Source organism: Raskinella chloraquaticus (SeqCode) (assembly GCF_021731865.1).
Taxonomy (GTDB): Bacteria; Pseudomonadota; Alphaproteobacteria; order Rhizobiales; family UBA4765; genus Raskinella; species Raskinella chloraquaticus.
This window is the reverse complement of record NZ_JAKFWN010000016.1, coordinates 114,809-140,273: the sequence shown is the minus strand read 5'-3', so window position 1 is coordinate 140,273 and position 25,465 is coordinate 114,809. Positions and strand designations below refer to the sequence as shown.

Below are 25,465 nucleotides of genomic sequence, written 5' to 3'. Positions count from 1 at the left end.
GACGTTTCCTCAGGTGAAGAGGCGATCGCCCTGCTCGTCGATGAGCTGGCGCGCCTTCATCGTCGTGAAGGCCACCGCCCCGTCAAAATCAGCCTGCCGGTCGGCGCGCACAAAGCGGTGCGTCTTCGTTTCATCGCCGATCACCTTGTCGATGAAGCCCGCCGTCTGGAACTGGCCGTTTTCACTGTAAGGCGCCGGGCGGATGACAAAGCCCTTGTAGTCAACCGGCGGCGCCTCGCGCGCACTGTCGCGCTTCCCACCGCCTGCAAAAAGCTTGCTGAGCCAGCCCATCCCTACCTCGACCTGTTGACATCACATTCGTTTCGCGTCACGGCACCAGCCACTTGGTCTCAATGGCGCCTGGCTTGGTATCAAGCCTTGCTGCCTCCATGTCAGGCTCGCGCGCTGTGGTCCACATCCCTTCGCTGAAGAGTGACAGGGGACGCAGCTCAAGGCAATGTCCCCTCGCGCTGCGCGCCGTGCCCCCGCAGCGCCACTTCGGTGCATTCATGCAGTCAGTGCATTATTATCGTGGCAATCGACGGATTTATCCGATCCTGAGCCGCAATTAGCCTCCTCTCCGTCAATGCGGACACGCCGAAGGGACGCAGACAACCGGAGGATTTCCAATGCTATCACGCCGTTCATTCGTTGCGGTCGCAGGCGCCGCCATCCTGGTTGATCGGGTGCAGGCACAGACCGCGCCGACATCCCATGCACCGACGCAGTTTGTTCGCATCTCCCATCAAGGCAAACCGGCCATCGCACGGATCGATGGCGACAAGGCCACACTGTGGTCAAGCACCAGCCTTGCCGACGCCTTGACTGGCAAAGGTCAGGCAAAGACAACAACAATTCCCCTTGCTTCAGCTGACATCCTGCCCAACGTCGACGCCAACGCCAAAATCCTGTGCATGGCCCTGAACTACGTGAACCATGCCGCCGAGGCCAAACAGCCCGTGCCGGAATCGCCGCTCCTGTTCTTCAAAAGCCAGGAGGCGATGATCGCGCCAACCGCCTTGATCGCGCCACCGGCCATCTACAGCAAGCTCGATTATGAGGGAGAGCTGGCGATCATGATCGGCAAGGAAGCGCTCGCCGTTTCCGTTGACAAGGCGTGGGACCATGTGGCGGGCGTTGCAGCCTTCAATGACACAACCGCACGCGACCTGCAGGACGTGAAAGCCGGCCAGCGCACCCATCTCGACTGGTTCTCGGCAAAAAGCCTTGACCGCTCCACGCCGGTTGGCCGTTTTGTCCCCGTCGCTCACATCGCTGATGACCTCAAGGCCAGGCGCACCCGGGTGATGACCCGCGTCAATGGCGAGGAGCGGCAGAATGCAGCGATCGCCGACATGGTGTTCGACATCCCGCAGATCGTTTCCTTCATTTCAACCCGTGTCCGCCTCAGCCCGGGCGATATCATCGCCACCGGCACGCCGCCAGGTGTTGGCTTTGGCTCGGGACGTTTCCTTAAAAAAGGCGACGTCGTGGAAGTTGAGATCAGCGGTTTGCCGGTCCTGCGCAGCGTGATCGGCTAAAGGATCAGCGGCGAACGCTCCCGCGCGCTCGCCGCTTTCCTGCCGCTTAGCGCGCCTTGACGGCCTGATCACCGAAATCGCTGAACAATCCGTCAATGCCGAGCGCGAAATAGGCCTTGTATTCTGCCTGCGGGTCGCCCTTGAAATTCGAGGCAAGGCGGCGCGGCTCGGAGCGGAATGTCCAGGTGTGGACGAACAAGCCCAATGCATGGGCATTCTTCACCACGTCGGTGGGTGGCAGCAGGATGCGATCCTGCTCATCGATCTTGCCATCACCATTGAGGTCCTTCGGCTTGCCGTCGACCCCGATCTCCTGCCTGGCGCTCATCAGATAGGGCTTCCATGGCCCCACCCCATCAGCGTAGGTCTTGATCTCCGCCAGCCCTTCCTTGGTCACCAGGTCCGCGAAAGTGCGCGCGTCACCCGTCACCACAAAATCATAGGGTTTGTCGAAGGGCGCGGCGAGTACGACCTTGCCATCCTTGTCGACATCATCGGCATCCACCAGCTGAATGATCCGGACATTGGTCTTCTTGCGCATGTATTTGAGGTTGCCGGTCTCAAAGCTCTGGATGATGACCGGCGAGGTTTTCTCCGTCCAGCCGGCAGCCTTCAGCAGATCGAGCAGGCGATCCTCCAGCGGCAGTCCAAGCGCCGCATGCAACGTCGGGTGCTTGGTTTCAGGATAAACGCCGATCGTCCGCCCCGCTCTGAGGCTCTCCGACTTCGCCAGATCGATGATCTCCTGGAACGTCGGGATGGCATATTTGCCATTATGGCTCTGGTCACGCTCCTTCAGCGGCTGGATGGCCCGCAGCGTCTTGATTTCAGCAAGAGTGAAATCGAAGGCAAAGAAATCCTCGGTGTCGACCCCGTCGACCTTCACCTTGCGCTTGCGCGCGGCAAATTCGGGCTTCGTTGCGACATCAGTCGTGCCGCCCAGCATCGGTTCGTGACGGGCAATCAGTACACCATCCTTGGTTGACACCAGATCAGGCTCGATGAAATCAACCCCCATCTCGATGGCGCGCTTGTAGCCTTCCATCGTGTGGTCGGGCAGGTAGCCGGCTGCCCCGCGATGGCCGATGACCAGCGGCGGCTTGCCATCGAGCGTTTTTTCCTGCGCCTGGGCACCAAACGACAACAGCGCACCCGTCAGCGCTGCCAGAAGGATAGGTGTTCTCATGATCTCTCTCCGCCTGCCCTGTTCACGCGTGCCCGCATGGGCACATCACCAGTGGTGTGGCGCGTCGGCGTGAACCGGCAATGGCGTTTGTAAGACAAATTGGTGACAGCCGCGAAGGCCGCCACACTGTCAAGCCCCTCAGCCCGGCATCACCGGGCGCGGCCTGCCATCCTCGTCAACCGCCACGAAGGTGAAATCGGCTTCCGTCACCTTCTCCATGTTGACCGTCATGAAGCGCTGCGCCCACGCTTCGATATGGATTGCAAACGAGGTGCGACCGACGCGACCGATATCGGTGTAGACACACAGGACGTCGCCGACTTTCATCGGCTTCAGGAAGGTCATGGCATCGACCTTCACAGTCACAACCCGGCCATGAGCGAATTCAACGCCGGCGATGCCCCCCGCCTGATCCATGCGCGCCATCACCCAGCCACCGAAGATATCACCATTGGCATTGGTGTCAGCCGGCATGGCCGAGATCCGCAAGGTGAGACGGCCGCGCGGATCATCGGCATTCGTATCCATGGCCCCACCCCCCTGCCGATGCTTCCCCAGCTCGCCTGACGGTGAGCCGGGTTATGATAACCGGTCGATCACGCGGGCTTCGCACGATTTTTGGCAAGCCAGGATTCAACCGTCGCGACGATCTCATCCACTGCCGGAAGATTCTTGCCCCGCTGCGCCGCGACCGTTTTGACCATCAGATCGACACGCTCGATATTCATCGCGCCATTGGCCAGCGCGCGCGCCGCCGAGGCTGGTGTGAGCAGCGACAGCGCCGCATTGGCGTATTTCTCGAACGGCACCATGTCGGAGGGATCAGCACCAAGTGAAATGCACAACTGTTCCACCCACTCATAGATTTCCCGCGACTCCTCGATATTCGCGTGCACCGCATCCCTTGTCGCGACAATGCCGTCACGCTTCACGCAGCGATAATTGCCGGCAATCAGCATCGCCCATTTGGCCATCGGCACAAAAATCGAGTCATAAACCTTGAGCTTCACCGGGATTTGCAGGGCTTCGCTGCCAACGGCAAAACGCGCTGCTTCGATATCGACCTCAAGACGCTTCATGATCGCCGTATCGGCATCGGATTTGAAACGCGCGGCCTTGAAATTGGTGGGCAGGCGCACCTGAAGAACGTTGAGCGTTTCCTCCGGCGGACGGAAGGCTTGCGGATCAGGGCTGCACAGCGTCATTTTTTCGATATCGAAGCTGTCCCACACCGTGGCGTCGGTGAAGCAGCCACGCAGGCCGGCGACATCAAGGCCGGGAATGCGCGCCAGATAAGGCAGCGGCGGCATGTTCATGATCGACATGCAGGGCTTGCCGCTTTTGGCTACTTTCTCCAGAAGCTGCCGCACCCCGTCGGAGCGGTATTGCGGCTCCTGCATGGCAAGCGCAATAAGATCGAATGTGGCGGGATCGACGTCACCTGGTCCCGACGCAGTCAGCTTGCCGGGCAAATCCTTGCTGCGGATCTCGACCAGACCGTCCCGGCCCTTGATCGGCGTGCGGACGATCGCCCCGTCGCTGTTGAAGAGCTCAGCTTCCGCCGGCAGACAGATGAGATGGACATTATGCCCGCCCATCAGGATCTTGGTGCCCAGCAGCGATCCGTAGGACGCGCCGAGGATCAGAATGTTGAGTGGTCCAGTCATATAGATATCTCCCTAGACAGCGACGAGGCGCCGATTGATCTCCGACGCCCGATTTTGAATTCATTATACAAATCAAGGAAGGCTGGCCAGTGCCAATTCCGAACGCACCGTCATTTGATTGTGATACGAAACACCCACGCGTCCTATCGCGTCGAAGCCGATGATTCACTAAAGAGTGTCCGGATTGCGCCCGGTTTTGCAAGACCGGATCGCAGGTGACGCCAACAAAGAGGACTTACCATGTTGAAATTCTACTTCAATGCATCTCCGAACCCGTCGAAGGTAGCACTCCTGCTGGAAGAAGCCGGCATTGCCTATGAAGGTATGCCCATCGACACCCGCCGCGGCCACCAGTTCGAGCCGTCCTTCCTCGCCGTTAACCCCAATGGCAAGGTGCCGGCCATCGTCGATGGCGATGTGGTGATGTTCGATTCAAACGCCATCCTCCTTTTCCTCGCCGAGAAGTCCGGCAAGTTCCTGCCGCCCGGCGCCGAGAAGATCGGCAGCCCGGTGCGCGGTGAGATGCTGTCATGGCTGATGTTTGTTGCAACCGGCGTCGGCCCCTTCTCCGGCCAGGCGGTTCATTTCAAGCATTTCTCGCCTGAGAAAGTGCCGTACGCCCACACGCGCTACCAGTATGAATCCATGCGCCATTTCAAGATCCTCGATGCCCATCTCGCCAAGCATAAATACATGGTGGGCGAAACCTATTCGATCATCGACATGGATGTCTGGGGCTGGGCCCGCATGATCCCCTTCATCCTCGGCGAGGAAGCCTGGGCCGAGCTGCCGAACGTCAAGCGCCTGCATGACGAGATCATGGCCCGCCCGGCAGCCCAGAAGGCGCTGGCGCTGAAAGACACGTTCGCTTTCAAGGCCGAGGTCGATGATGAAGCCCGCGCCGTCATGTTCAAGCATCTCAAGGCAGGCTGAGCCGCGCCTCCCCGTGATCTGGGCACCACGCAATCGGCCGCACTGAGGTGCGGCCGATTTTTTGCCTCAACCACGAGTTCAGGCATATCCTGGCCGGATCAGCGAGGCTCGCGGCGCCGGGCGCTGTATCGCCTGCCGGCCGCCAGCAAATCATCGCCGCCCGTCTTGCGCCGAGGACAGGAGAGCCCGTGACCAGCGACTTGCCAACCCCCTTCAACCCGCGTTTCGACCTCATGCTGGAGCGCGTCGTCGATGTGCCGCCAGCCCTCGTCTGGCGCGCCTGGACAAAACCCGTCGACCTCAGGAAATGGTTCTGCCCCCGCCCATGGCGCGTCAGCGAATGCGATATTGATCTGCGCCCCGGCGGGCGCTTCTTCACCCGCATGGAAGGACCAGACGGCGAGAGCCATGAGGGCGAGGGCTGCTATCTGGAGATCGTCAAAAACCGGCGCCTCATCTGGACGAGCATGCTCGGGCCCGATTACCGTCCAGGCGATGGCGGCTTCATCGCCATGACCGGCTGCCTCCTGCTCTCACCCATGGGCGCCGGCACACGCTACCGCGCCGTCGTTCTACATAAGAGCGAGGCCGACCGCGAGCGCCACGAGGCGATGGGCTTCCATCAGGGCTGGGGAACAGCGCTGGACCAATTGGTGGAGGTGGCGAAGGAGTGGTGAGACCCGTCTCGCCATCGCGCCGCGAGTCATTTACGACAACGTTCCTGTCTATCACCTTGCGAAAGCCTCGGCAGGACGACACCGACGATGACACGCCGCAAACTGCCCGCCCGCTACGCCCGCTTCGTCATGCCGCTGGTGCTCTCCATCATCATGACCTTCATCATCTCGGGCGTCTCAACGCTGCGCGGCGTTGGCCTGACGCCCGATTTTCTTCGCCTGTGGATGCAGGCCTGGGCGCTCTCCTGGATGGTGGCCTTCCCCACGCTGATCCTTGTCCTGCCGCTGGTGCGGCGCATTGTCGGGATGGTGGTGGAGGGGTGAGGGACGTAAAGCCCACTCAGCCCGTGAAAAGCTTGGTCAGGATCGCCAAGCTTACCGCAAGGCCAAAGCCGGTCATCCATTTGAGGACAGCGATCTCGCCATCAATCTTCGTGAAGCGATTGTCGAAATTGGCTATGGCCTCGGCAGCCTTGCGGGCCTTGTCTTCCGGCGTACCGGCAGAGACAAACGCGTCATAGACTTCCGAACTCATCAACGCCATCTCAAGCCTCTCCGAACTGGCAAACCAGTATCAGAACAAAGAGCGAACGTCAAGCAGCACAGATCAATTATCGAGGAAGCTCCTGAGCTTCCTTGAGCGCGACGGGTGCTTGAGTTTCCTGAGCGCCTTCGCCTCGATCTGGCGGATGCGCTCGCGCGTCACCGAGAATTGCTGGCCGACTTCTTCCAGGGTGTGATCGGTGTTCATGCCGATGCCAAAGCGCATGCGCAAGACGCGCTCCTCACGCGGGGTGAGCGAGGCGAGAACCCGCGTCGTTGTCTCGCGCAGATTGGACTGGATCGCCGCATCGATGGGAAGAATCGCGTTCTTGTCCTCGATGAAATCGCCCAGATGCGAATCTTCCTCGTCACCAATCGGCGTCTCGAGCGAGATCGGCTCCTTGGCGATTTTCAGAACCTTGCGCACTTTCTCGAGCGGCATGCCGAGCTTTTCGGCGAGTTCTTCCGGCGTCGGCTCGCGGCCGATCTCATGCAGCATCTGGCGTGAGGTGCGCACGATCTTGTTGATCGTCTCGATCATGTGCACGGGAATGCGGATGGTGCGCGCCTGGTCAGCAATCGAGCGGGTGATCGCCTGCCTGATCCACCACGTCGCGTAGGTGGAGAATTTATAGCCGCGGCGATATTCGAATTTGTCGACCGCCTTCATCAGGCCGATATTGCCTTCCTGGATGAGATCGAGGAATTGCAGCCCGCGATTGGTGTATTTCTTGGCAATCGAGATGACGAGGCGGAGATTGGCTTCCACCATCTCCTTCTTCGCCTGGCGGGCTTCCTTCTCGCCCTTCTGGACGAGCTGGACGATGCGGCGGAATTCCGGAATGTCGAGCCCGGTCTCATGGGCCAGCATCTGGATATCGCCCCGTATCTGCTTGATCGTGTCCTTGTCGTGGCCGACGAACACCTTCCAGCCGCGCGAGGAGAGATTGGCGATACGGCGGATCCAGTTGGGATCAAGTTCCGCGCCCTGATACTGCTTGAGAAAATCCTCGCGCGTCACGCCGTAGCTCTCGGCAAGGCGCATCAGGCGCCCCTCCGAGCCGATGAGGCGGCGGTTGATCTCGTAAAGCTGATCGATGAGCGATTCGATGCGCGCATTATTGAGGCGCAGCAATTTCACTTCAGCGACGATCTCGTCCTTGAGCTTCTTGTAGCGCCGCTCCTGCGGGCGCGACAGGCGCTCATTGGACAACTGCCCCTGAATATCCTGATCCTGCAGGCGGCGCAGCTTCTTGTAGGATGACGCCACCATCTCGAAGGTTTCGATGACGCGCGGCTTCAGCTCCGCTTCCATGGCAGCCAGCGACAGGGCGTTTTCATCATCGTCGAAATCACTGTCATCCTCGCCGGTGGGCGGGACGAACTCGCCGGTCTCCGGATCAACCTCACCCGGCGCGCGGGCGGCAGGCGCCGCAGCAGCCGGCGCGACAGGCGCCGCCACCGGGGCTCCCGGCATGACCGCCACCGGAATGCCGCCTTCGCCCATCACCATGTCGGGTGCTGGCGGTAATTTGGCATCGGGTCCGGCATAGGTCGCTTCAAGATCGATGATGTCGCGCAGCAGGATTTTCCCCTGCAATAATTCATCGTGCCAGATGATGATGGCCTGGAAGGTCAGCGGGCTCTCGCACAGGCCGGCGATCATCGCCTCACGGCCGGCCTCGATGCGCTTGGCAATGGCGATTTCGCCCTCGCGCGACAACAGCTCGACAGACCCCATCTCGCGAAGATACATGCGCACCGGGTCATCGGTCCGCTCGCTCGGCTCTTTCGTCGTCTCGGATTTGACGATGGCGCGCGGCGTTGCCTCGACAAGCTCGCCGCCCTCTTCCTCTTCTTCCGCCGTTTCGGCGGCAGCCTCGCCCTCGCCCGCTTCCGCCTCTTCCGCCTCGACAACGTTGATGCCCATCTCGTTGAGCATTGCCAGAACGTCCTCGATCCGCTCGGAATCGATTGCTTCCGCCGTCAGCACCTCGTTCAGTTCTTCATAAGTGACAAAGCCGCGCTTCTTGGCGAGCTTGATCATCTTGCGAACAGAAGCATCCGTCAGATCGAGCAGGGGACCATCGGGGCCCTCTTTTTCCTCGACTTGTGCTTCATCCTTGGTCGCGGTCGCCGCTTTTGCCATGCCGTTTAAACTCGATTCCTTGCGAAGTAATTCGTCGCGGGCGCTACCCTTGGTGGCTTTTTTTGCTATCGTCGCGGCCTTGTCCGAGGCCGCAAGCTTGCCGGAAGCCTTCGCTCCGCCCGGGGCTGCGGCAGCAGAAGCTGATCGGCTGGCGGCAGGCGGAGATTTTTTCGTCTCAAGCGCGCCATCGCGCTCCGGCGCCTTCGTCTTTGATGTTTCGCTTTTTGGCAACCCTGTTTTTTTCTCCGCCCGCTTGCCCGGCGCCGCAGCGGATGCCGGCACAGCCTTGGCTTTAACCGATTGAGGCGCTGATCCGCCCTTGGCGGCTGTTGATTTCACAGGCGTTTTTGCTTTGGATGGCGCATGTGTTGCTGATTTACCCATATTCTGCGCCTTTGACCGTAGGGTTTCGCTGCGAGCGGATGCGGCAGTACGGGGGCTGTCTTTGCCAACCGGCTTCTTGCTGCCTGACATTTTCTGGGCCATGGGTTTTTCGACCAATTCCTTGCGCGCCATGGCTCCTCCGACCCCTAAAGACCACGGGCGGGCGCCAAAAAACCGCCACCAAGGCCTGTCTTCATTCTATGCGCTAGCCCGGAAACAGTATACGTCCCGTTAACCACACTTGAAATGCGGGTCCGGTTCCAACAAATAATCCACACCAGAATGCCGCAATCCCTGCCCTGTCTGCAAGTCGTGGCAGCCAGATTACAGCGTTTTGCCAGCTTATACATTCCTCTCGACGCGGCCCGAAAGCTCCCCATACCCCTCAACCAACGCTTCCGCCCCATCAAGCAGCGAGAATTCGCGCCACAGTGACATCAGACGACGGTCGTTTTCTGCATTGGGCTCAGCAGCGAACGCCGCTTCTGCGAGCTTCAATTCCCTATGTATGTTGCGTGCGCGCCGATGCAAGGCCGCCATCTGCAGCCAACTCGTCTCCGCATCGCTGATATCAGCCTCGACACTGACAAACCACAGGCCACCCTGGCGCATGAAAACGCCAAGGCGCTGCAACTCGCGGGAAAATCCGAGCCCCGTCAACGCCGATGACAGGGCATCGGACGTGTCAATGCCCTCATTCACCACCTGCGCGGCGAGCGCCTTCTGCAGGCGCGTCAGAACGGCATCGGAAAATTCAAGCTGGGAGAACATTTCCGCATGCCGCGATACAAGAAGCGGGTGATTGAGCGCGCCCACCATCAGCAGGGCCTCGCGCTGCGGCCAGTCACTGTTTTGCCCGCGCAGCAGCGGGCTGCGCCGCAGGGCTTCCGATACGACGATGGGGCCGGCCTCAGCCGGTGCTCGGCGCCGCCCGCCCTTGCCCGCACGCCCGGCCTGCCAGTCGGCCTGCCCTTGGCCCGTGCGTCGGTAAGACCCGCGCGGAGCACGCTGCCCACTCTCCCCGTCCTGCCCCAGAAGCCGTCGCATGCGCCGGCGCAATTCATCCTCGTAATGGCGGCGCACGCTTGCATCGGCAATACTCGCGGCGAGCGCACCGACCCGGCGCTCGAGCCCGGCACGGCGCTCCGGCGTCGTGATGTCGATGGCTGCCGTTTCCCGCTCCCACAGCATGTCAACCAGCGGACGGGCGCTGTTCAGCACGTCCTCCATGGCCGCACGGCCGCGCTGTCGAACGAGATCGTCAGGGTCAAGGCCAGCGGGCAGCAAAGCGAATCTGATGGTTTTTTCGGCACTGATGCGCGGCAACGCCAGTTCGATCGCCCGATAAGCGGCACGCAGACCCGCCTTGTCTCCGTCAAAACACAGAATCGGCTCATCGGCCATCCGCCAGCATAATCCCAGCTGATCCTCGGTGAGCGCGGTGCCGAGCGGCGCCACCGTTTCCCCGATCCCGGCCTGGGTGAGCATGATGGCATCGACATAACCTTCCACCACCACAAGCCGTCCGGTCTGATGGGCGGCCTTGCGCGCCCGCGCTGCGTTGAAGACGATCGACCCCTTGTGGAAGAGCGCGGTCTCGGGCGAATTCAGGTATTTGGCCGGCGCATCGGCTGCCAACGCCCGTCCGCCAAAGGCCACGACCCGCCCGCGATGGTCTTCGATCGGAAACATCACACGTTCGCGGAACCGGTCGTAGGCAACAGGAATATCCTCGCCGTGAATGAGCAGACCGCCCGCAATCATGTCCTCGAGCGACACTCCCTTGGCGATCAAGTGCTGGCGCAACGCTTCGCGCGAGGAAGAGGCGTAGCCGATGCGGAACTCGGCAATGGTTTCGTCACTCAAGCCCCGGTCAGCCACATAACCTCTTGCTGCCGCACCCTGTCTGCCTTGAAGATTTTCTGCAAAAAACCGCGCCGCGAGTTCAAGGACATCATAAAGGCCCCGCCGCTTGTCGCTGGCGTCCGACGCTTGTGCCGATACCGCTGGCATCTTGAGACCCGCCTCGCCGGCAAGCCGCTCGACGGCTTCGGGAAAGCTCAACCCTTCCGTCTCCATGATGAAGGAGAACTGGTCGCCATGCTTTCCCGAAGAAAAGCAATGGTAGAAGCCCTTTTGATCGTTGACGTAAAAAGACGGCGTCTTCTCGGCGTTGAACGGCGACAGGCCGCGCCATTCGCGCCCCTGCTTCTTCAACTTGACGCGCCGCGCGACAACCGCCGAAAGCGGCAGCCGGGCACGGATATCGTCAAGGAAGTCGGGCGGGAAACGCATGGCATCTTATAGCAGAGGTTTGACCGATCCCGGCAAGACTTTGGCGGCAGCACCCGCACCACCGGCCCGCTGGTCCCTCACGCTGCGCTTGCAAGCCGAGGTACCTTCACGCACAATCAATCACGATTCCGTGATTTCAAGTCGATCCACCGCCCAACTACGTTGTCGTGCCACGTTTTTTGGCAAACGTTTTTGCCTCGGGAGTAGCGCTGATGTTGGGATTTTTCGACCGCCTGCAGGCCTATCAACCGCAAGTGCTTGGCTTGCTGCGCATCATGACCGGGCTGCTGTTCCTCCAGTTCGGCTGCGCCAAGATCCTCGGCATTCTGCCCTGGCCTAGCGGTCAACCGGCCTTTTTATCGCTCATCTGGTTTGCCGGCATGATGGAACTGATCGGTGGCGCACTGATCACCGTGGGCTTCGGCACGCGACTGGTCGCGTTCCTGTGCAGCGGTGAAATGGCGATTGGTTATTTCATGTCGCATTTTCCCCGCGGGTTCGTTCCGCTCACTAACGGCGGCAACCTCGCCATTCTGTTCTGCTTTGTGTTTCTTTATCTCGCGGTTGCCGGCGGCGGCGCTTTCAGCCTTGATTCGGCAAGAGCGAAATCATCCGCCATGTAGCAGGCCTGCCGGAATCAACCCTTGAGCATGTCCTTGAGGGCGGCGCTGGCTTTGGCAAAATCCATCTTGCCGGCATAGCCGGCGCGCAAGGCGCTCATTACTTTTCCCATATCCTTGAGGCCGGCGGCCTGCGTCTCGCCAATCATCCGGGCAATGATGGTGCGCATGTCGTCATCCGTCACCTGTTGCGGCAGATAGGCAGCGATAATGGCGATTTCGCCACGCTCCTGCGCTGCCAGCTCCTGTCGCCCGGCCTTTTCGTAAATCTCGGCGCTTTCCTGGCGCTGCTTGATCAGCTTTTGCAGTACGTTGAGGATATCCTCATCGCTCAACGGCCCCTTGCCCAGTCCGCGCGCCTCGATATCCTTGTTCTTGACCGCGTCGTTGACCAGACGAAGGGTCGCCACCTTCAACGCGTCGCGCGCTTTCATCGCCGCATTGAGATCAAGCTTCAGCTGTTCGCGCATGTCTGCATTCCTTTTCATCGGCACCGCGCGGGGTTGACGGCCCCAGATCGCGCCTTTACCTGTCGCCTCCCGGTACCGATCGTGAACGGGCGCCCGCAGCGCTGGCGGACCTCAGGACTTAGTCCTGAACCACCAAGCCCTGGTGCCGGATACAAGGGACAAGGCGATGATGCAAGCAACCCCGTCCTTCGACGCCGATGAAATGCGCGCCACCGCCTGTCTGGTTCTGGCGGATGGCACCATCTTCCATGGTATCGGCCTGGGCGGCGAAGGCGAGGCGGTGGGTGAAGTGTGCTTCAACACTGCGATGACCGGCTATCAGGAAATCCTGACCGATCCCTCCTACGCCGGACAGATCATTACCTTCACCTTCCCCCATATCGGCAATGTCGGGACGAATGAGGAAGACATCGAGACGGTGAACCTCGCAGCAAGTGCCGGCGTGCGCGGGGCGATCCTGCGCGCCGACGTCACCCATCCCTCCAATTACCGCGCCACGCGCCACCTCTCCGACTGGTTGAAATCACGCGGCATCATCGCCCTGTCAGGGATCGATACACGCGCTCTGACCGCCTTCATCCGCGACCATAGCATGCCAAACGGCGTGATTGCCCATCATCCTGACGGCACATTCGACTATGAGGCACTGAAGAAGCAGGCGCGCGACTGGCCGGGCCTCGTTGGCATGGATCTGGTGCCTGACGTGACCGCTACCCAGCGCTATAGCTGGGATGAGAGCGAATGGCGCTGGGGCGAAGGCTATCGCCGGCAGGACCATCACGGGCGGCACATCGTTGCCATTGATTACGGCGTCAAGCGCAACATCCTGCGCCAGCTGGTGCGGGCTGGAAATCGCGTCAGCGTGGTGCCGGCCACCGCATCCCTGGACGACATCATGGCGCTCAAGCCCGATGGCGTTTTTCTGTCAAACGGCCCTGGCGACCCGGCCGCCACCGGCGTTTATGCCGTGCCCGTCATCAAGGCGCTGATCGACAGGAATGTGCCGATTTTCGGCATCTGCCTCGGTCATCAGATGCTGGCGCTGGCCCTTGGCGGCACCACCGTCAAGATGGCGCAGGGCCACCACGGCGCCAATCATCCGGTCAAGGATCTGACGACAGGCAAGGTCGAGATCACGTCGATGAACCACGGCTTTGCGGTGGACAGTTCTAGCCTGCCGGGCGACATTGAGGAAACGCATGTGTCGCTGTTTGACGGCTCAAACACCGGCATCCGCTCGAAGAGCCGGCCGGTCTTTTCGGTCCAGTACCACCCCGAAGCCTCACCCGGCCCGCGCGACAGCCATTACCTCTTCGATCGCTTTGCCGCGCTCATCGATGCGCGCCGCAACCGCGCGGCCTGAAAGCGGGCGCCCGGCATGGACTGGAAAAGCTTCTGGGACCAGCCCAACGCCATCTATGTCAGCGAGCGCCATCGCATCGTTCATTACCGCCTCATCGCTGACGAACTGATCGCCCTGGCGGGAGAAACCGCACCCGCACTCCTCGATCATGGCTGCGGAGAAGCGCTCGAGGCCGAGCGGGTGGCATCTGCCTGCGGCCGCCTTTATCTGGTTGACGCAGCGCCAAGTGTGCGCGCCAAACTATCGGCGCGTCTGGGGTCCTTTCCGGGCGTCGCGGTCCTGTCGCCGGAGGACGCAACTGCCATCGCCGACAGCAGCCTTGATCTCGTCGTTGCCAATTCCGTCCTGCAATACCTGTCGTCAGACGAGCTTGATGCTTCTCTTGCTCTGTGGCGCACCAAGCTGAAGGCAGGCGGCAGGCTAGTCCTCGCCGATATCGTCCAGCCGGATGTATCGCCATTGGCCGATATCGGCGCGCTATTGTCGCTTGCCTGGCGTCACGGCTTTTTCCCTGCCGCTCTCCTCGGCCTGATGCGCACCGCGCTCTCACCCTATGCGCGGCTGCGCAAGAATCTGGGCCTGTCCATGCACCGCGAAGCCGAGCTGCTGGCAAGGCTCTCCCGCTTTGGCTTCGCCGCCACCCGCGCCACGCGCAATCTCGGGCATAATCAGGCGCGCATGACACTGATCGCTCAACCGGCCTGACTGCGCCTTTCGCCAAACGAGAAGATCTTGTGAGCAAAGAAGCTCCACACCAGGACGATAGCGGTGGTGATGAGCTGGGCAAGCAAATAGGGGATCATCCAGCGCTCGACGAACAGCGTCATCAGCCCGTATGTCAGCCCGAAGCCCACCGCCGCCACGAGGGCAAAGCGCCAGCCAGCCGCGGCATGGCTGCGGGCGCGGCTATAGGTGTGCCGCTCGTTGAGGACATAGGAGACAATACCACCGCCGACATAACCGATGAGCGTGGCGATAACCGCGCCGATCTGGAACAATTCGACAAGCGCGATCAGAAAACCATAGTGGACGACAGCCGCGATCACGCCAACGCCGAAAAAAGACGCAAATTGTCGGAGCAGCCCATTCATTGCCGGCACCTTGGCGATGTTCATTGATGGCGGCAAGCCATCTGCGCGTGAATTTGCCTGTCACCCCATAAATCAGCGTTAAATTATCGCCAAAACTCACTTGCCTTCGCCGATCACCGGCGCGATGGTGCGACCAGCTCATAACGAGGTTTGCCATGCTGCGTACGCTATGTTCGGCCATCACTTTCTTGTCTCTGCTGGTATTGGCGCAGCCGGCCGGCGCGTCGGGTTCGTTCCCCTGGCTTCCCTGGTATCCGCTGGCCGATCAACAGGATGTCGGCGCGCTCAAAGGCATTCCGTCTTGCGGTGATCCTGGTCTGGTCTCAAACCTTCTGGGGCGCTTCAATCAGACCGAATTCGTCTACTGGGGCGGCTTCCATAATCTTCAAAGCGTCGAAGGGCTGGCCGAGAAGGCCTCGCGCGAGCGTGAGAACGACAAGATCGCCCGGCGCTGGTGCTCAGGGACCGCCGTCTTCGCCGATGGCTCGCGTCGCCGCCTGGTGGTTGAACTGGCCTCCAACGCCGAGTGGCTGGGGCTGTCCTACAGCCTTGCCTATTGCATCGTCGGGCTTGATCGCGGCTCTGTTTATGGGCGCGATTGTGCCGGTCTCCAGAAGCGGACTTTCTGATGCGGGGAGGCTGCGCTCTCGCCCTGCTGCTGGTCGCGGGCTTTTGTATGGTCAGCCGCCCGGCAGCGGCGCAGCGCGCAGCTGATTTTGATTTTTATGTCCTTGCCCTGTCCTGGTCGCCAACCTTTTGCGCGTTGACCGGCAATGATCGCGGCGATGCGCAATGTTCGTCTTCGCGCCCGCGCGCCTTCGTTCTTCATGGGCTGTGGCCGCAATATGAGCGTGGCTATCCCCGCTCGTGCGGCGGCACATCGCCGCCGCGCGTCCCGGACGGCACGATCGCGCGCATGCTCGATATCATGCCTTCGCGTGGTCTGGTCATTCATGAATGGCGCACTCACGGCACCTGTTCCGGGCTTGACCCGCAGAGCTATTTCGACACCGCCCGCCGCGCGTTTTCGCAAATCACCATTCCCGAGGCGCTGCGCACCGCCAAGGCTGCCGGCAGCGCCTCGCCGGACGATATTGAGCAGGCCTTTCTCAAGGTAAATCCCGCGCTGTCGCGCGAGGGTATCGCCGTCACCTGCGCCAGAGGCCGGCTGGAGGAGGTGCGGATCTGTCTGTCACGGACATTACAGCCGCGTCGTTGCGCAGAGGTTGACCGCCAGGCCTGCCGTGCCGGCGTCATCGATATACCGGGCGCAGCCGCGCGCTGACCTTATTTGTTGAAGTAGGTGTAGATCAGCTCGCTCGCCTGCTGGCGGTAGACGACGGCCTGGCGAGCAACCGGTGAATGGGGCAGATAGCGCGCCAGTTCGATGCCCTTGTTGGCAACGACATTCACATCATTTGTAAAACGTGTCAGCGGGCGCTCAAGCATCGACGGGCGCCAGGCGTCAAAGCCTGTCGACCCCCAGCAATACATGCACATCGTAATGAACAGCAACCGCAGCATCATCCAACTCTTTGGCGCGGATTCGCCTCTGTGGTAAGCACCTTAACCAGCAGGTCTGAATCAATACTTTCGAGATAGATTTGAATTTGATCTTTTTTGGCCCTATGCTCACAAGCTCATGAATTATCGACATTCTTTCCACGCCGGAAATTTCGCTGATGTGCTGAAACACAGTGTTCTGGCGCTCGTGATCACATATCTTCAGCGCAAGGAGGCAGCGCTTTTTTTCCTCGATACCCATGCGGGGCGCGCAGTTTACGATCTTGCGGGGCGAGATGCGCAGAAAACCGGTGAATGGCGAGAGGGCGTCGGGCGCATCCAGACGCCGGGTCCCGGCGCGGACGCGGATATCGTTTTGCAGCCTTATCGCGCATTGCTAGCAGGCTTCAACAAGGGCAACGACCTGCGCACCTATCCGGGGTCATCCGCCATTCTGCGTGGCCTGCTGCGCCCCCATGACCGGGCGATATTCTGTGAAGCGCACCGCGAGGAGGCAGCAAGACTGCGTCAGCATTGTGCCGGCGACGGCCGGGTGCGCGTCATCGAAGGCGATGGTTATGGCGAGTTGTCGCGATGCCTGCCGCCCCCCGAACGTCGCGGTCTGATCCTGATTGATCCGCCCTATGAAGCAACAAACGAATATTCCATTCTCACCGCCGCTCTCGAAAAGGCCCTGCGCCGTTTTGCCAATGGCGTGTATCTTGTCTGGTATCCCGTGACCGCTTTACGCGCCCCGGTGGACGGCTTTCTGGCAGCGATCCGCGACCTCGATCTGCCAAAGACGCTGCGGATTGAACTGATGCTGCACCCGAGCGGGGCGGAAGGGCTGACGGGCTGCGGCCTCCTTGTGATCAATCAGCCCCATCTGCTGGAGACCCAGATGCAGACGCTGCTGCCGTTTCTGGCCTCGACATTGGCAGGCGACCACCAAGGCAGCTTCCATCTCGGACCGCTCCGCTGAACACCCGCGCCCGCCAGACCCGCGCCCTCGCCTCAAACTCACGCCTGCAAAATGGCGCCACAAGGCACCTGTACCCGAGCACAGATGCTGCTAATGTACGGTTTCTGCGGTCATTTTAACGCCTACTCCCGCTCCAGCAGGAAGACCTGACATGATGATCCTTCGTAACGCTCCAGCCTCGCCCTTCGGCCGCAAGGTCAGGATTGCCGCTGATCTGCTTGGTTTGTCGCAGCGTATCAACATTGTCGCCGCCGACACCAACGATTCAAGCGACACGCTGCGCCAGCAAAATCCGCTGGGCAAGATCCCTGTCCTCATCACCGCTGAAGGCATGGCGATCTATGACAGCCGGGTGATCATCGAATACCTCGACCAGCTCGCCGGTGGCGGCAAGATCATCCCCGCCGGAGCCGCGCGCTATCCGGCACTCGTGCTTCAGGCTCTCGCTGATGGCATCATGGATGCATCCATCCTGCGGGTCTACGAGCTGCGGTTTCGTGCCGAAAACGAGCGCAGCGCCAAATGGGCCGACTACCAGACCGACAAGGTCAAGCGCGGCCTTGATGAGCTGGAACGCCATCCGCCCGCCGTTGACGATCACTCCATTGGCGGGACCGCGGTCGCCTGCGCCCTTGGCTACCAGGATCTGCGCTTTAACGGCGATTGGCGCGCGTCATACCCGAAGCTGGTTGCCTGGCTCGATGGTTTCGCCGCCAGGGTTCCAGCCTTCGCTGCGACCAAATTCACACCACCCCCGGCTTGAGCCGCCTTTTACTCAATTGCCGAAGCGCACGACGAGAGCGGCGCGCAGCGTGTGCGTGCCGGAATCAGCGTTGTAGGTTGGCCCGCTACCGAAACTGAAACGATTGGAATCGGCCTGGCTGAACAGATATTCGCCACGAAGGCGCCATCCGCCGAATATTGCCGCTTCAAGACCAACACCGGCGACCCAACCTTTGAGCAGCTGGCTGTCATTGCCGACACCCTGATAGCGCACACCGATATTCGTCAGCGCCAAACCTGCCGTCCCATAGGCAAGAAAATTGCCGAACGGAATACCAAGCCGCCCGCGCAGCGTCGCCGACCAGTCGACCTTGGTGGCAAAAACGCCGGCGATTTCATTGCGAACACTCCTGATGTCCTGCAGCGTCACATCACCCTCGGCGCCGACGACGACCGGTCCAAGCTGCAGATTGGCGCCGGCGATCACGCTGCCCTGCACACCATTGCGCGACTGGGTATTGGTGATGCTGGCAAGCGAGCTGATGCCGCTGACACTCGCTGCCGACAGGCCCGCCGCCACGCCAAAATAGGGCCCGTTCCAATCGGTCAGGATGGGTACGCGCGGGCTGAACTGCCCCTCGGATGTGGTGAATTGCGCCAGGGCACGTCGGCTCGCTGCGTCAGCGCTCAACACCAGCAACACGATCAACAGCAACCGACCCGGCAATCGTCTGGCTGACATGGCCATGCCCCTCTCCCCATCAACATACTTTACAAATTATGGGGCTAATTGCTGTATGATTTTGAAAAGATTATCATTTAAAATCAGTAAATTAGAGATTTTTGTAAAAAAGAGCCCGACACGTGGCCGGGCTCCAGGACATCCGCGGAGGTCACTCTGGGATGGTCAATGCACCCGGTTTGCTCCGGGCATTTTAAAGTACGCCAATCGCTCTGCGATAAGGTGGCAGAGCGTTCGCAAACTAGAAGCGATAGCCAATACCCAGGCGCAGCGTATGAGTATCAAGCCCGCCATTGATACGCTGAGCGCCCAACGCGTAATCATCGCTACCAAAATTGGTGTAGATATACTCGCCGCGGGTAAACACATGATCGTTGAGCCGCCCCTCAAGGCCGCCGCCGATGGCCCATCCGACCTTGGTGCGGCTCTGGCGATCAACCGGGCCACGCAATTCGACGTCCGTGATCGCCAGCCCGCCAGTCAGATAGGCAAAATAATTGTCAAACGTGAGGCCGCCACGAACACGTACCGTCCCCTGCCAATCGGCGCGATCCTGAAAGAGGGCGCCATTAATGGTCCGCTCGCTGCGCGGGTTAAGAAAGCTGATGTCACCTTCGACACCTGCGAGATATTGCGGTGTCAGCTGAAAGTTGAGGCCGGTGAAAAGACCACCTGAAATGCTCGATCCGTTGAAACCCAGATTCGTCGGGCCCGGATTGAGCGTGCCATCAAAATTGCCCCAGCTATAGCCGGCATGCGCACCCACATAGAAGCCCTGCCACGCGGACGCCACGCGATTAAGCGGCTGCTGATAGGCTGGCTGCTGGCCATAGGAGAGGTCCGCCGCTGACAGGCATCCGGCATTCATCACCGCAAAAAGGGTGATCGCGGCCGCACGCAAATTCCGTAGAGACATCATAAACTCCAGCACTTACGCAACTTTCCAGACAAAAGTCTGGAAACCGACTTATCATCTGCATTGCGTCTATATATATCGTATTTTCAAAAAATTTAATCGTATTTATTTAGCAATAACAGAATTCTATATTTTATGATTACTGATGTTTAAATTTATATAATATTTACCATGTCGTCTAAACTGCATATCACGCTGCGCGCATCGCCTGCGGCGGCCACGCGATCGGGCGGAGGCTCGACAGGTTCGCCATCCTTTGGCATGGCTAGGCGCATGGATCATTCTCCCGCACCATCACCCGTCACGATGCCACGCACCGCTTTGATAACTGGCGCCGCCCAACGCATCGGTCGCCGTCTGGCGCTGGGACTTGCTGAAGACGGTTTTGCGATTGCCATTCACTGCAACCGCTCCCGCAGCGATGCCGAGATACTGGCCGCCGAGATTGCCGGCCGAGGCGGCACGGCGATCGTCCTGCAGGCTGACCTTGGCGACGCATCCGCTGTCGACCAGCTAGTGCCGCAGGCGGTCGCCAGGCTGGGGCCGCTTGGATTGCTCGTCAACAATGCCTCGCAGTTCGAGCCAGACGAGGCTGCCGACATGTCGCGCGCCCACTACGAACGCCAGATGGCGGTCAATCTCACGACCCCTCTCTTTCTGGCCCAGGCCATGGTGAAGGCATTGCCGGTTGAACATGAGGGGTTGATCGTCAACCTGATCGACCAGCGGGTGCTGAAACTGACACCGCAATTCTTTTCCTACACCCTGTCAAAAGCGGCACTGTGGACGGCGACCCGAACAATGGCTCAGGCGTTCGCACCCCGCATCCGCGTCAATGCCATCGCGCCCGGCCCGACACTCAAAGGCAGCCGCCAGCCCGATGACGATTTTTTGCGCCAGCAGCAGGCGACCATCCTGCGGCGGGGACCTGATCTCGAGGACTTCAGCGCCGCCCTGCGCTTCCTCGTTGCCACCCGCTCCCTCACCGGGCAGATGATCGCGCTTGACGGTGGTCAACACCTGATCTGGCAGACAGCCGACAATACAGGCCTCGTCGAATAAGTCGCCGGTGCAAGGCATTTCAGCAAAAAGGGCATGCCGGCCTTGACCGACATGCCCTGATGGCGCTGATCGCGATGGATGATGTCAGAACTTGTAGCTGATCCCGGCACGCACCGCATGGAAGCTCGGATCATCGCGGAAGCTCGAACCGACAACACTGGTTCCAACCGTCGGGTTGAACCCGGCGCGATCAAATTCGGTGTAGCGATATTCTATCCGCGCCGTCCAGTTTGGCTGGAAGGCGTATTCAAGCCCGGCTCCTGCCGTCCAGCCAAGACGCGTTCCGGTAAATGTCTGGCCGACACCCGTCACACCGTTGACGACACGGTTATCGAATTCACCGTAAGCCAGACCGCCTGTGCCGTAGATCAGCAATTGGTCAACCGCATAGCCCAGACGACCGCGCACCGAGCCCAGCCAGTTAAGACGCGCGCCGGCGCGATCACCTGACTGCAGCGTCTGCAGGCCTGAGCTGGCATCGGAGCCTTCAAAATCAGCCTCCACGCCGTAGACCCAGTTATGGACCTGAAAATTGTAGCCGGCATGAACGCCGCCGATCACACCCGTCAGATCAGCGTTGCGATTGCCGATGGTCGCGCCGCCAAGTGCGGCAAACTGGCGAATGCTGTTATCGCCGGCGATGGCACCACCGACCTGGGCGCCGATATAAAACCCGCTCCAGTTGTAATAGGCTGGCGCCGGGATCGAGGCGGGAACCGTGGTTGGCAAATCGGCGGCATGAGCTGCGGTCGACAGACCAACAATTGCGACCACTGCGAAAACACCCTTGTTGAACATGATAAACTCTCCAGTTGAACGTAGGATCGGGGTATCCGATTGGAATGTGTCGGGAAGTGAAACGAAGTGCGGCGATTTTGGTTCCAACCTGTGGCGCGTCGCCTCAAAGGTGTTGTTGCCGCAATGCTGACACACCACTTGCCCCATCATGAAAACGATCAGGCGCCCCACATTCGCCGGAACTCGCCGAATTCGATGAATTTTATGAAAATACCGCTGTTTACGACGCGTCGTGTGTCACTCTGCTACGACCGGTTTCGGTTTGTTGCTGCAATGCAACATCACCAGATTGAATCGTGCCCGGCGTAGTTGAATTGTGATAGTTGCGGTTTGTCATGAGCGAAGCATCGATGTCACAGGCCCGATCCGACGAAGATAGTGTGTCAGCGCCCGTCAGCGTGTTGCGCGGCGCCGCCGTCATCGCCGATTATCTGAAGCGCCTGCCCGACCGCCCCGGTGTCTACCGCATGGTGAATGCGGCCAGCGAAGTCCTCTATGTCGGCAAGGCGCGCAGCCTGAAGAAGCGTGTCGCCTCCTACGCCCGCACCAGCGGATTGCCCCACCGCATCGCCCGCATGGTGGCGGAAACCGCAGCGATGGAATTTGTCACCACCGAAACCGAAACCGAAGCCCTGCTGCTTGAAGCCAATCTCATCAAGCGCCTGCGCCCGCGCTTCAACGTGCTGATGCGCGATGACAAATCATTTCCCTATATCCTGATCACCAAAGACCATGCCGCTCCCGCCATCCTCAAGCATCGTGGCGCCCGCGACCGCAAGGGTGATTATTACGGTCCCTTCGCCAATGCTGGCGCCGTCAACCGCACAATCAATGCGCTGCAGAAAGCCTTCCTCCTGCGCTCCTGCTCTGATTCGGTCTATGACAGTCGCACCCGGCCCTGCCTGCTTCATCAGATCAAACGGTGTGCTGCCCCGTGCACCGGCGTCGTTGATCTCGAGACCTATGGCGATCTCGCTCAGGAAGGCCGCGCCTTCTTGTCGGGCAAAAGCGCCGCCGTCCGCCAGGACCTGGCCGCCAAGATGGAAGCAGCCTCCGACCGTCTCGATTTCGAACTGGCCGCCGTCTATCGCGACCGCATCTCCGCCTTTGCCGCCGTCACCGGAACGCAAGGCATCAATCCGCAAACGGTTGAGGAGGCGGATGTCTTTGCCGTCCATCAGGAAGGCGGGCAGACCTGCATCGAGGTCTTCTTCTTCCGCACCTATCAGAACTGGGGCAACCGCGCCTATTATCCGCGCGCCGACAAATCCCTCACCGGCAGCGAAGTGCTGGAAGCCTTCCTCGCCCAGTTTTATGACGACAAACCCTGCCCCCGCCTCGTCCTGTTGTCAGAAGCGGTTGAGGACATGGATTTGCTTGCCCAGGCGCTGACGCTGCGCCAGGGCTTCAAGGTCGATGTCACCATTCCTCAACGTGGTGAAAAAAAGGACCTGGTCGACCACGCGCTGGTCAATGCGCGCGAGGCGCTGGGGCGCCGGCTTGCCGAATCCAACTCGCAGTCGCGCCTGCTCGCAAGCCTTGCCACGACCTTCAATCTGCCAGCCCCGCCGCGCCGCATCGAGGTCTATGACAACTCGCATATAGCGGGCGCCCATGCGGTTGGCGCCATGATCGTCGCCGGCCCGGAGGGCTTCATCAAGGGACAGTATCGCAAATGGAACATGACGCCCGGCACGCTCACGCCCGGCGATGACTATGCCATGATGCGCGAGGTTTTCACCAGGCGCTTCGCCAGGCTTTTGAAGGATGAGGGCCGGCGCGAGGAGAGCGAGGACACCCCGGCAAGCGATGATCCGCCCGCCTGGCCTGATCTGGTGCTTGTCGATGGCGGACGCGGCCAGCTTGACGCCGTCCACGCGGTGCTGAGCGAACTTGGAATCGCCGAAGAAGTTACCCTGATCGGCATTTCCAAGGGGCCGGACCGCGATGCCGGACGCGAGCGTTTTCATCGCCGTGAGCGCCCGCCGCTACAATTGGAGCCGCGCGATCCCGTGCTCTATTTCGTCCAGCGCCTGCGCGATGAAGCCCATCGCTTCGCCATCGGTGCCCACCGCCAGAAGCGCTCGAAGGCGATTGGCATCAGCACGCTCGACGAGATTGCAGGCATCGGACCCTCGCGCAAGCGGGCGCTTCTCCATCATTTCGGCACGGCGAAAGCCGTTTCTCGCGCCAGTTTAGAGGATCTGCTGCAGGCTCCTGGCATCAGCGAGGTGATCGCCCGGCTGATCTGGAATCATTTCAACGCTTCCTCTTAAGTCATCGCACCAGTTGACGCTTCCCCCTCCCTCATGTTTTCTCCCCCCATGGTGCCCATGGAAAGACCACGTCGTGTCACTCGCGCACTTAATGCCGCGAACCTGTTGACCTATGGCCGCTGCGCGGCGGTGCCGGCCGTCGTCGCCTGTTTCTTCTGGGATGGCGAATTCTCGGCAAATGACCACGCGGCGCGCTGGTTTTCACTGGGAATTTTTACAATTGCAGCGATTACCGACTATGCCGATGGCTGGGTGGCGCGCACCTACAGCCAGGCAACCGCGCTCGGCCGCATGCTGGACCCCATCGCCGACAAGCTTCTGGTGGCAGCCTGCCTGCTGCTGCTTGCCGCTGATTCGACGATTGCCGGCTGGAGCCTGTGGGCTGCGGTCATCATTCTGTGCCGTGAAATTCTCGTCTCGGGGCTGCGCGAATTTCTGGCCGAGTTGCGTGTCTCGGTGCCGGTCACCAAACTCGCCAAATGGAAAACGACGGCGCAGCTCACCGCTATCGGCTTTTTGCTCGCCGGACCCGCCGGTGAGCGGGTCTTGCCCGGCTGCACATTTATCGGCCTGGTGTTGCTTTGGCTTGCGGCCCTCCTGACGCTCTACACCGGCTGGGATTATTTCCGCGCTGGCGGACGCCACCTCTTCGAGGATGACAGCGGATGAGCGTCACCATCAAATATTTCGCCTGGTTGCGCGAGCGCGTGGGCAAGGCTGAGGAAGACATGATCCTGCCGGCGGGCGTCAACACTCTGACTGATCTCATCGCCCATCTCCGGCGCCAGGGCGAGGAATATGATCACGCCTTTGCAACCGAGGGCGTCGTCAGGGCAGCCCTCGACAAGCGCCACGCCCCGCTCGATGCCGCCATTGGCGGGGCGCGCGAGATCGCCTTCTTTCCGCCCATGACCGGCGGCTGAGGCGATGGCGGTCAGCGTCCGGACCGGAGATTTCGACATGGCCGCCGAGATCGCTGCGCTCACCGCAGGCCGCACAGATATCGGCGCTGTCGTCACCTTCACCGGTATCTGTCGCGGGCAAGATGACGGGCGCGATGTCTGCGCCCTGACGCTTGAGACCTATGAGGAGATGGCGCTGGCCGAATTATCACGCCTGGAGGCGGAAGCGCGGCAGCGCTGGCCGCTTCAGGGCTCGACCATCATCCATCGCCATGGGCGCCTGCAGCCAGGCGACAATATCGTCCTCGTCATCTGCGCTTCCGCCCATCGCCATGCCGCGTTTGAGGCCGCCAGCTTTCTCATGGATTACCTGAAAACGCGCGCCCCCTTCTGGAAGGCCGAGGAGGCGGCAGGCGGAGAGAGGCGCTGGATCGCGGCGAAAACCGAAGACGATGAGGCGGCGGAGCGGTGGTAGTATAAGTTATCCCTCATCCGCCGGCTGCGCCGCATCTTCTCCCGCAAGGGGAGAAGGAAGAAGAGAGAGGCGGTTCGGCCACCACACGTTTCCGCCCACGCATTGTATTACCGTATCACCCCGCCACGCGCCCCTTCCCTCTCCCCTTGCGGGAGATGGTGGCGCGA

Annotated in this window: 30 protein-coding genes; 16 read left to right on the top strand and 14 right to left on the bottom strand. The window is 60.7% G+C overall.

The features are described from left to right. Positions 1-9: 9 nt before the first annotated feature. Together ACINK1_RS06375 and ACINK1_RS06370 are read right to left on the bottom strand one after the other, a co-directional pair. Positions 10-291: an HlyU family transcriptional regulator gene (locus tag ACINK1_RS06375; protein WP_376801447.1), complete on the bottom strand. Its 282-nt coding sequence runs from the start codon at positions 289-291 to the stop codon at positions 10-12. A 37-nt stretch (positions 292-328) separates the two neighbouring features. Next, entirely contained in the window at positions 329-511 is a 183-nt protein-coding gene (locus ACINK1_RS06370) for a hypothetical protein (RefSeq protein WP_376801448.1), read from the bottom strand. A 118-nt stretch (positions 512-629) separates the two neighbouring features. Here ACINK1_RS06370 and ACINK1_RS06365 point away from each other — a divergent pair, with 118 nt between their 5' ends. Next, positions 630-1,541, top strand: a complete 912-nt coding sequence (locus ACINK1_RS06365) for a fumarylacetoacetate hydrolase family protein (protein WP_376801449.1) — start codon at positions 630-632, stop codon at positions 1,539-1,541. Between the two features lie 46 nt (positions 1,542-1,587). On the opposite strand, the gene ACINK1_RS06360 is transcribed toward ACINK1_RS06365, so the two are convergent. The 3 genes from ACINK1_RS06360 to ACINK1_RS06350 form a co-directional block, all read right to left on the bottom strand. After that, a complete protein-coding gene (locus tag ACINK1_RS06360; RefSeq protein ID WP_376801450.1) occupies positions 1,588-2,727 on the bottom strand; it encodes a glycerophosphodiester phosphodiesterase in 1,140 nt (379 codons plus the stop codon). Between the two features lie 138 nt (positions 2,728-2,865). Beyond that, positions 2,866-3,255 carry an acyl-CoA thioesterase gene (locus ACINK1_RS06355; RefSeq protein ID WP_376801451.1) on the bottom strand — a complete coding sequence of 130 codons (390 nt, stop codon included), beginning with the start codon at positions 3,253-3,255 and terminating at the stop codon, positions 2,866-2,868. 68 nt (positions 3,256-3,323) lie between these two features. Beyond that, entirely contained in the window at positions 3,324-4,394 is a 1,071-nt protein-coding gene (locus ACINK1_RS06350) for a hypothetical protein (RefSeq protein ID WP_395760036.1), read from the bottom strand. 240 nt (positions 4,395-4,634) lie between these two features. Here ACINK1_RS06350 and ACINK1_RS06345 point away from each other — a divergent pair, with 240 nt between their 5' ends. The 3 genes from ACINK1_RS06345 (at position 4,635) to ACINK1_RS06335 (ending at position 6,328) form a co-directional block, all read left to right on the top strand. Next, entirely contained in the window at positions 4,635-5,327 is a 693-nt protein-coding gene (locus tag ACINK1_RS06345; protein ID WP_376801453.1) for a glutathione S-transferase family protein, read from the top strand. Positions 5,328-5,515: 188 nt separating this feature from the next. Beyond that, a complete protein-coding gene (locus ACINK1_RS06340; protein ID WP_376801454.1) occupies positions 5,516-6,004 on the top strand; it encodes an SRPBCC family protein in 489 nt (162 codons plus the stop codon). Between the two features lie 87 nt (positions 6,005-6,091). Beyond that, positions 6,092-6,328: a DUF2798 domain-containing protein gene (locus tag ACINK1_RS06335; protein ID WP_376801455.1), complete on the top strand. Its 237-nt coding sequence runs from the start codon at positions 6,092-6,094 to the stop codon at positions 6,326-6,328. Between the two features lie 16 nt (positions 6,329-6,344). Here ACINK1_RS06335 and ACINK1_RS06330 read toward each other — a convergent pair whose 3' ends face one another. From ACINK1_RS06330 to dnaG, 3 genes are all read right to left on the bottom strand, one after another. Further along, on the bottom strand, positions 6,345-6,548 hold the full coding sequence (locus ACINK1_RS06330) for an integrase (protein ID WP_376801456.1): 204 nt from the start codon (positions 6,546-6,548) through the stop codon (positions 6,345-6,347). 63 nt (positions 6,549-6,611) lie between these two features. Beyond that, positions 6,612-8,696: an RNA polymerase sigma factor RpoD gene (rpoD, locus tag ACINK1_RS06325; protein WP_395760041.1), complete on the bottom strand. Its 2,085-nt coding sequence runs from the start codon at positions 8,694-8,696 to the stop codon at positions 6,612-6,614. A gap of 726 nt (positions 8,697-9,422) precedes the next feature. Continuing rightward, positions 9,423-11,375 carry a DNA primase gene (gene dnaG / locus ACINK1_RS06320; RefSeq protein ID WP_376801457.1) on the bottom strand — a complete coding sequence of 651 codons (1,953 nt, stop codon included), beginning with the start codon at positions 11,373-11,375 and terminating at the stop codon, positions 9,423-9,425. Between the two features lie 215 nt (positions 11,376-11,590). On the opposite strand from dnaG, the gene ACINK1_RS06315 reads away from it, so the two are divergent. Further along, a complete protein-coding gene (locus ACINK1_RS06315) occupies positions 11,591-11,998 on the top strand; it encodes a DoxX family protein (protein WP_376801527.1) in 408 nt (135 codons plus the stop codon). A 14-nt stretch (positions 11,999-12,012) separates the two neighbouring features. Here ACINK1_RS06315 and ACINK1_RS06310 read toward each other — a convergent pair whose 3' ends face one another. Continuing rightward, positions 12,013-12,465, bottom strand: coding sequence for a GatB/YqeY domain-containing protein (locus ACINK1_RS06310; RefSeq protein ID WP_376801458.1), 453 nt, complete (start codon positions 12,463-12,465; stop codon positions 12,013-12,015). Positions 12,466-12,631: 166 nt separating this feature from the next. Here ACINK1_RS06310 and carA point away from each other — a divergent pair, with 166 nt between their 5' ends. Next, complete coding sequence (carA, locus tag ACINK1_RS06305; protein ID WP_376801459.1) at positions 12,632-13,828, top strand: glutamine-hydrolyzing carbamoyl-phosphate synthase small subunit; 1,197 nt, start codon at positions 12,632-12,634, stop codon at positions 13,826-13,828. A gap of 15 nt (positions 13,829-13,843) precedes the next feature. Further along, positions 13,844-14,533: a class I SAM-dependent methyltransferase gene (locus ACINK1_RS06300; RefSeq protein ID WP_376801460.1), complete on the top strand. Its 690-nt coding sequence runs from the start codon at positions 13,844-13,846 to the stop codon at positions 14,531-14,533. Here ACINK1_RS06300 and ACINK1_RS06295 read toward each other — a convergent pair. Beyond that, a complete protein-coding gene (locus ACINK1_RS06295; protein ID WP_376802952.1) occupies positions 14,521-14,919 on the bottom strand; it encodes a GtrA family protein in 399 nt (132 codons plus the stop codon). The two genes, ACINK1_RS06300 and ACINK1_RS06295, sit on opposite strands and share 13 nt — an antisense overlap. 155 nt (positions 14,920-15,074) lie before the next feature. Between ACINK1_RS06295 and ACINK1_RS06290 the strand changes: the two genes are divergently transcribed. Both ACINK1_RS06290 and ACINK1_RS06285 read left to right on the top strand, forming a co-directional pair. Then, entirely contained in the window at positions 15,075-15,548 is a 474-nt protein-coding gene (locus tag ACINK1_RS06290; RefSeq protein ID WP_376801462.1) for a hypothetical protein, read from the top strand. Further along, the gene (locus tag ACINK1_RS06285; protein WP_376801463.1) at positions 15,548-16,204 is read left to right on the top strand and encodes a ribonuclease T; all 657 of its coding nucleotides are present in this window, start codon (positions 15,548-15,550) and stop codon (positions 16,202-16,204) included. The genes ACINK1_RS06290 and ACINK1_RS06285 overlap by 1 nt, the downstream gene beginning before the upstream one ends. 2 nt (positions 16,205-16,206) lie before the next feature. Here the strand turns inward: ACINK1_RS06285 and ACINK1_RS06280 are convergent, their stop codons facing one another. Continuing rightward, the gene (locus ACINK1_RS06280) at positions 16,207-16,446 is read right to left on the bottom strand and encodes a hypothetical protein (RefSeq protein ID WP_395760035.1); all 240 of its coding nucleotides are present in this window, start codon (positions 16,444-16,446) and stop codon (positions 16,207-16,209) included. 115 nt (positions 16,447-16,561) lie between these two features. Here ACINK1_RS06280 and ACINK1_RS06275 point away from each other — a divergent pair, with 115 nt between their 5' ends. Together ACINK1_RS06275 and ACINK1_RS06270 are read left to right on the top strand one after the other, a co-directional pair. Next, on the top strand, positions 16,562-17,404 hold the full coding sequence (locus ACINK1_RS06275) for a 23S rRNA (adenine(2030)-N(6))-methyltransferase RlmJ (protein ID WP_376801465.1): 843 nt from the start codon (positions 16,562-16,564) through the stop codon (positions 17,402-17,404). Positions 17,405-17,555: 151 nt separating this feature from the next. Continuing rightward, positions 17,556-18,167, top strand: coding sequence for a glutathione S-transferase family protein (locus ACINK1_RS06270; protein ID WP_376801466.1), 612 nt, complete (start codon positions 17,556-17,558; stop codon positions 18,165-18,167). A gap of 12 nt (positions 18,168-18,179) precedes the next feature. On the opposite strand, the gene ACINK1_RS06265 is transcribed toward ACINK1_RS06270, so the two are convergent. Together ACINK1_RS06265 and ACINK1_RS06260 are read right to left on the bottom strand one after the other, a co-directional pair. Next, positions 18,180-18,875, bottom strand: coding sequence for an outer membrane protein (locus tag ACINK1_RS06265; RefSeq protein WP_376801467.1), 696 nt, complete (start codon positions 18,873-18,875; stop codon positions 18,180-18,182). A 235-nt stretch (positions 18,876-19,110) separates the two neighbouring features. Beyond that, the gene (locus ACINK1_RS06260) at positions 19,111-19,785 is read right to left on the bottom strand and encodes an outer membrane protein (protein ID WP_376801468.1); all 675 of its coding nucleotides are present in this window, start codon (positions 19,783-19,785) and stop codon (positions 19,111-19,113) included. A 171-nt stretch (positions 19,786-19,956) separates the two neighbouring features. Between ACINK1_RS06260 and ACINK1_RS06255 the strand changes: the two genes are divergently transcribed. Beyond that, positions 19,957-20,847, top strand: coding sequence for an SDR family oxidoreductase (locus ACINK1_RS06255; protein WP_376801469.1), 891 nt, complete (start codon positions 19,957-19,959; stop codon positions 20,845-20,847). An 84-nt stretch (positions 20,848-20,931) separates the two neighbouring features. Here ACINK1_RS06255 and ACINK1_RS06250 read toward each other — a convergent pair whose 3' ends face one another. After that, complete coding sequence (locus ACINK1_RS06250) at positions 20,932-21,645, bottom strand: outer membrane protein (protein WP_376801470.1); 714 nt, start codon at positions 21,643-21,645, stop codon at positions 20,932-20,934. Between the two features lie 350 nt (positions 21,646-21,995). On the opposite strand from ACINK1_RS06250, the gene uvrC reads away from it, so the two are divergent. Genes uvrC through ACINK1_RS06230 form a run of 4 tightly spaced genes read left to right on the top strand, consistent with a single transcriptional unit; the run spans position 21,996 to position 25,298 of the window. After that, positions 21,996-23,921: an excinuclease ABC subunit UvrC gene (gene uvrC / locus ACINK1_RS06245; RefSeq protein WP_376801528.1), complete on the top strand. Its 1,926-nt coding sequence runs from the start codon at positions 21,996-21,998 to the stop codon at positions 23,919-23,921. 57 nt (positions 23,922-23,978) lie between these two features. Next, complete coding sequence (gene pgsA, locus ACINK1_RS06240; RefSeq protein WP_376801471.1) at positions 23,979-24,590, top strand: CDP-diacylglycerol--glycerol-3-phosphate 3-phosphatidyltransferase; 612 nt, start codon at positions 23,979-23,981, stop codon at positions 24,588-24,590. Continuing rightward, a complete protein-coding gene (gene moaD, locus ACINK1_RS06235) occupies positions 24,587-24,844 on the top strand; it encodes a molybdopterin converting factor subunit 1 (protein WP_376801472.1) in 258 nt (85 codons plus the stop codon). Before pgsA ends, moaD begins: the two co-directional genes overlap by 4 nt. 4 nt (positions 24,845-24,848) lie before the next feature. Next, the gene (locus ACINK1_RS06230) at positions 24,849-25,298 is read left to right on the top strand and encodes a molybdenum cofactor biosynthesis protein MoaE (RefSeq protein WP_376801473.1); all 450 of its coding nucleotides are present in this window, start codon (positions 24,849-24,851) and stop codon (positions 25,296-25,298) included. Positions 25,299-25,465: the final 167 nt, after the last annotated feature.

Bases quoted from the DNA above. Each gene is read 5' to 3' on its own strand.
- ACINK1_RS06375 (WP_376801447.1), bottom strand. From the start codon at position 291: ATGGGCTGGCTCAGCAAGCTTTTTGCAGGCGGTGGGAAGCGCGACAGT.
- ACINK1_RS06370 (WP_376801448.1), bottom strand. From the start codon at position 511: ATGAATGCACCGAAGTGGCGCTGCGGGGGCACGGCGCGCAGCGCGAGG.
- ACINK1_RS06365 (WP_376801449.1), top strand. From the start codon at position 630: ATGCTATCACGCCGTTCATTCGTTGCGGTCGCAGGCGCCGCCATCCTG.
- ACINK1_RS06360 (WP_376801450.1), bottom strand. From the start codon at position 2,727: ATGAGAACACCTATCCTTCTGGCAGCGCTGACGGGTGCGCTGTTGTCG.
- ACINK1_RS06355 (WP_376801451.1), bottom strand. From the start codon at position 3,255: ATGGATACGAATGCCGATGATCCGCGCGGCCGTCTCACCTTGCGGATC.
- ACINK1_RS06350 (WP_395760036.1), bottom strand. From the start codon at position 4,394: ATGACTGGACCACTCAACATTCTGATCCTCGGCGCGTCCTACGGATCG.
- ACINK1_RS06345 (WP_376801453.1), top strand. From the start codon at position 4,635: ATGTTGAAATTCTACTTCAATGCATCTCCGAACCCGTCGAAGGTAGCA.
- ACINK1_RS06335 (WP_376801455.1), top strand. From the start codon at position 6,092: ATGACACGCCGCAAACTGCCCGCCCGCTACGCCCGCTTCGTCATGCCG.
- ACINK1_RS06330 (WP_376801456.1), bottom strand. From the start codon at position 6,548: ATGGCGTTGATGAGTTCGGAAGTCTATGACGCGTTTGTCTCTGCCGGT.
- rpoD (WP_395760041.1), bottom strand. From the start codon at position 8,696: ATGGCAAAAGCGGCGACCGCGACCAAGGATGAAGCACAAGTCGAGGAA.
- dnaG (WP_376801457.1), bottom strand. From the start codon at position 11,375: ATGCGTTTCCCGCCCGACTTCCTTGACGATATCCGTGCCCGGCTGCCG.
- ACINK1_RS06310 (WP_376801458.1), bottom strand. From the start codon at position 12,465: ATGCGCGAACAGCTGAAGCTTGATCTCAATGCGGCGATGAAAGCGCGC.
- carA (WP_376801459.1), top strand. From the start codon at position 12,632: ATGATGCAAGCAACCCCGTCCTTCGACGCCGATGAAATGCGCGCCACC.
- ACINK1_RS06300 (WP_376801460.1), top strand. From the start codon at position 13,844: ATGGACTGGAAAAGCTTCTGGGACCAGCCCAACGCCATCTATGTCAGC.
- ACINK1_RS06295 (WP_376802952.1), bottom strand. From the start codon at position 14,919: ATGAATGGGCTGCTCCGACAATTTGCGTCTTTTTTCGGCGTTGGCGTG.
- ACINK1_RS06290 (WP_376801462.1), top strand. From the start codon at position 15,075: ATGCTGCGTACGCTATGTTCGGCCATCACTTTCTTGTCTCTGCTGGTA.
- ACINK1_RS06285 (WP_376801463.1), top strand. From the start codon at position 15,548: ATGCGGGGAGGCTGCGCTCTCGCCCTGCTGCTGGTCGCGGGCTTTTGT.
- ACINK1_RS06280 (WP_395760035.1), bottom strand. From the start codon at position 16,446: ATGATGCTGCGGTTGCTGTTCATTACGATGTGCATGTATTGCTGGGGG.
- ACINK1_RS06275 (WP_376801465.1), top strand. From the start codon at position 16,562: ATGAATTATCGACATTCTTTCCACGCCGGAAATTTCGCTGATGTGCTG.
- ACINK1_RS06270 (WP_376801466.1), top strand. From the start codon at position 17,556: ATGATGATCCTTCGTAACGCTCCAGCCTCGCCCTTCGGCCGCAAGGTC.
- ACINK1_RS06265 (WP_376801467.1), bottom strand. From the start codon at position 18,875: ATGGCCATGTCAGCCAGACGATTGCCGGGTCGGTTGCTGTTGATCGTG.
- ACINK1_RS06260 (WP_376801468.1), bottom strand. From the start codon at position 19,785: ATGTCTCTACGGAATTTGCGTGCGGCCGCGATCACCCTTTTTGCGGTG.
- ACINK1_RS06255 (WP_376801469.1), top strand. From the start codon at position 19,957: ATGTCGTCTAAACTGCATATCACGCTGCGCGCATCGCCTGCGGCGGCC.
- ACINK1_RS06250 (WP_376801470.1), bottom strand. From the start codon at position 21,645: ATGTTCAACAAGGGTGTTTTCGCAGTGGTCGCAATTGTTGGTCTGTCG.
- uvrC (WP_376801528.1), top strand. From the start codon at position 21,996: ATGTCACAGGCCCGATCCGACGAAGATAGTGTGTCAGCGCCCGTCAGC.
- pgsA (WP_376801471.1), top strand. From the start codon at position 23,979: ATGGAAAGACCACGTCGTGTCACTCGCGCACTTAATGCCGCGAACCTG.
- moaD (WP_376801472.1), top strand. From the start codon at position 24,587: ATGAGCGTCACCATCAAATATTTCGCCTGGTTGCGCGAGCGCGTGGGC.
- ACINK1_RS06230 (WP_376801473.1), top strand. From the start codon at position 24,849: ATGGCGGTCAGCGTCCGGACCGGAGATTTCGACATGGCCGCCGAGATC.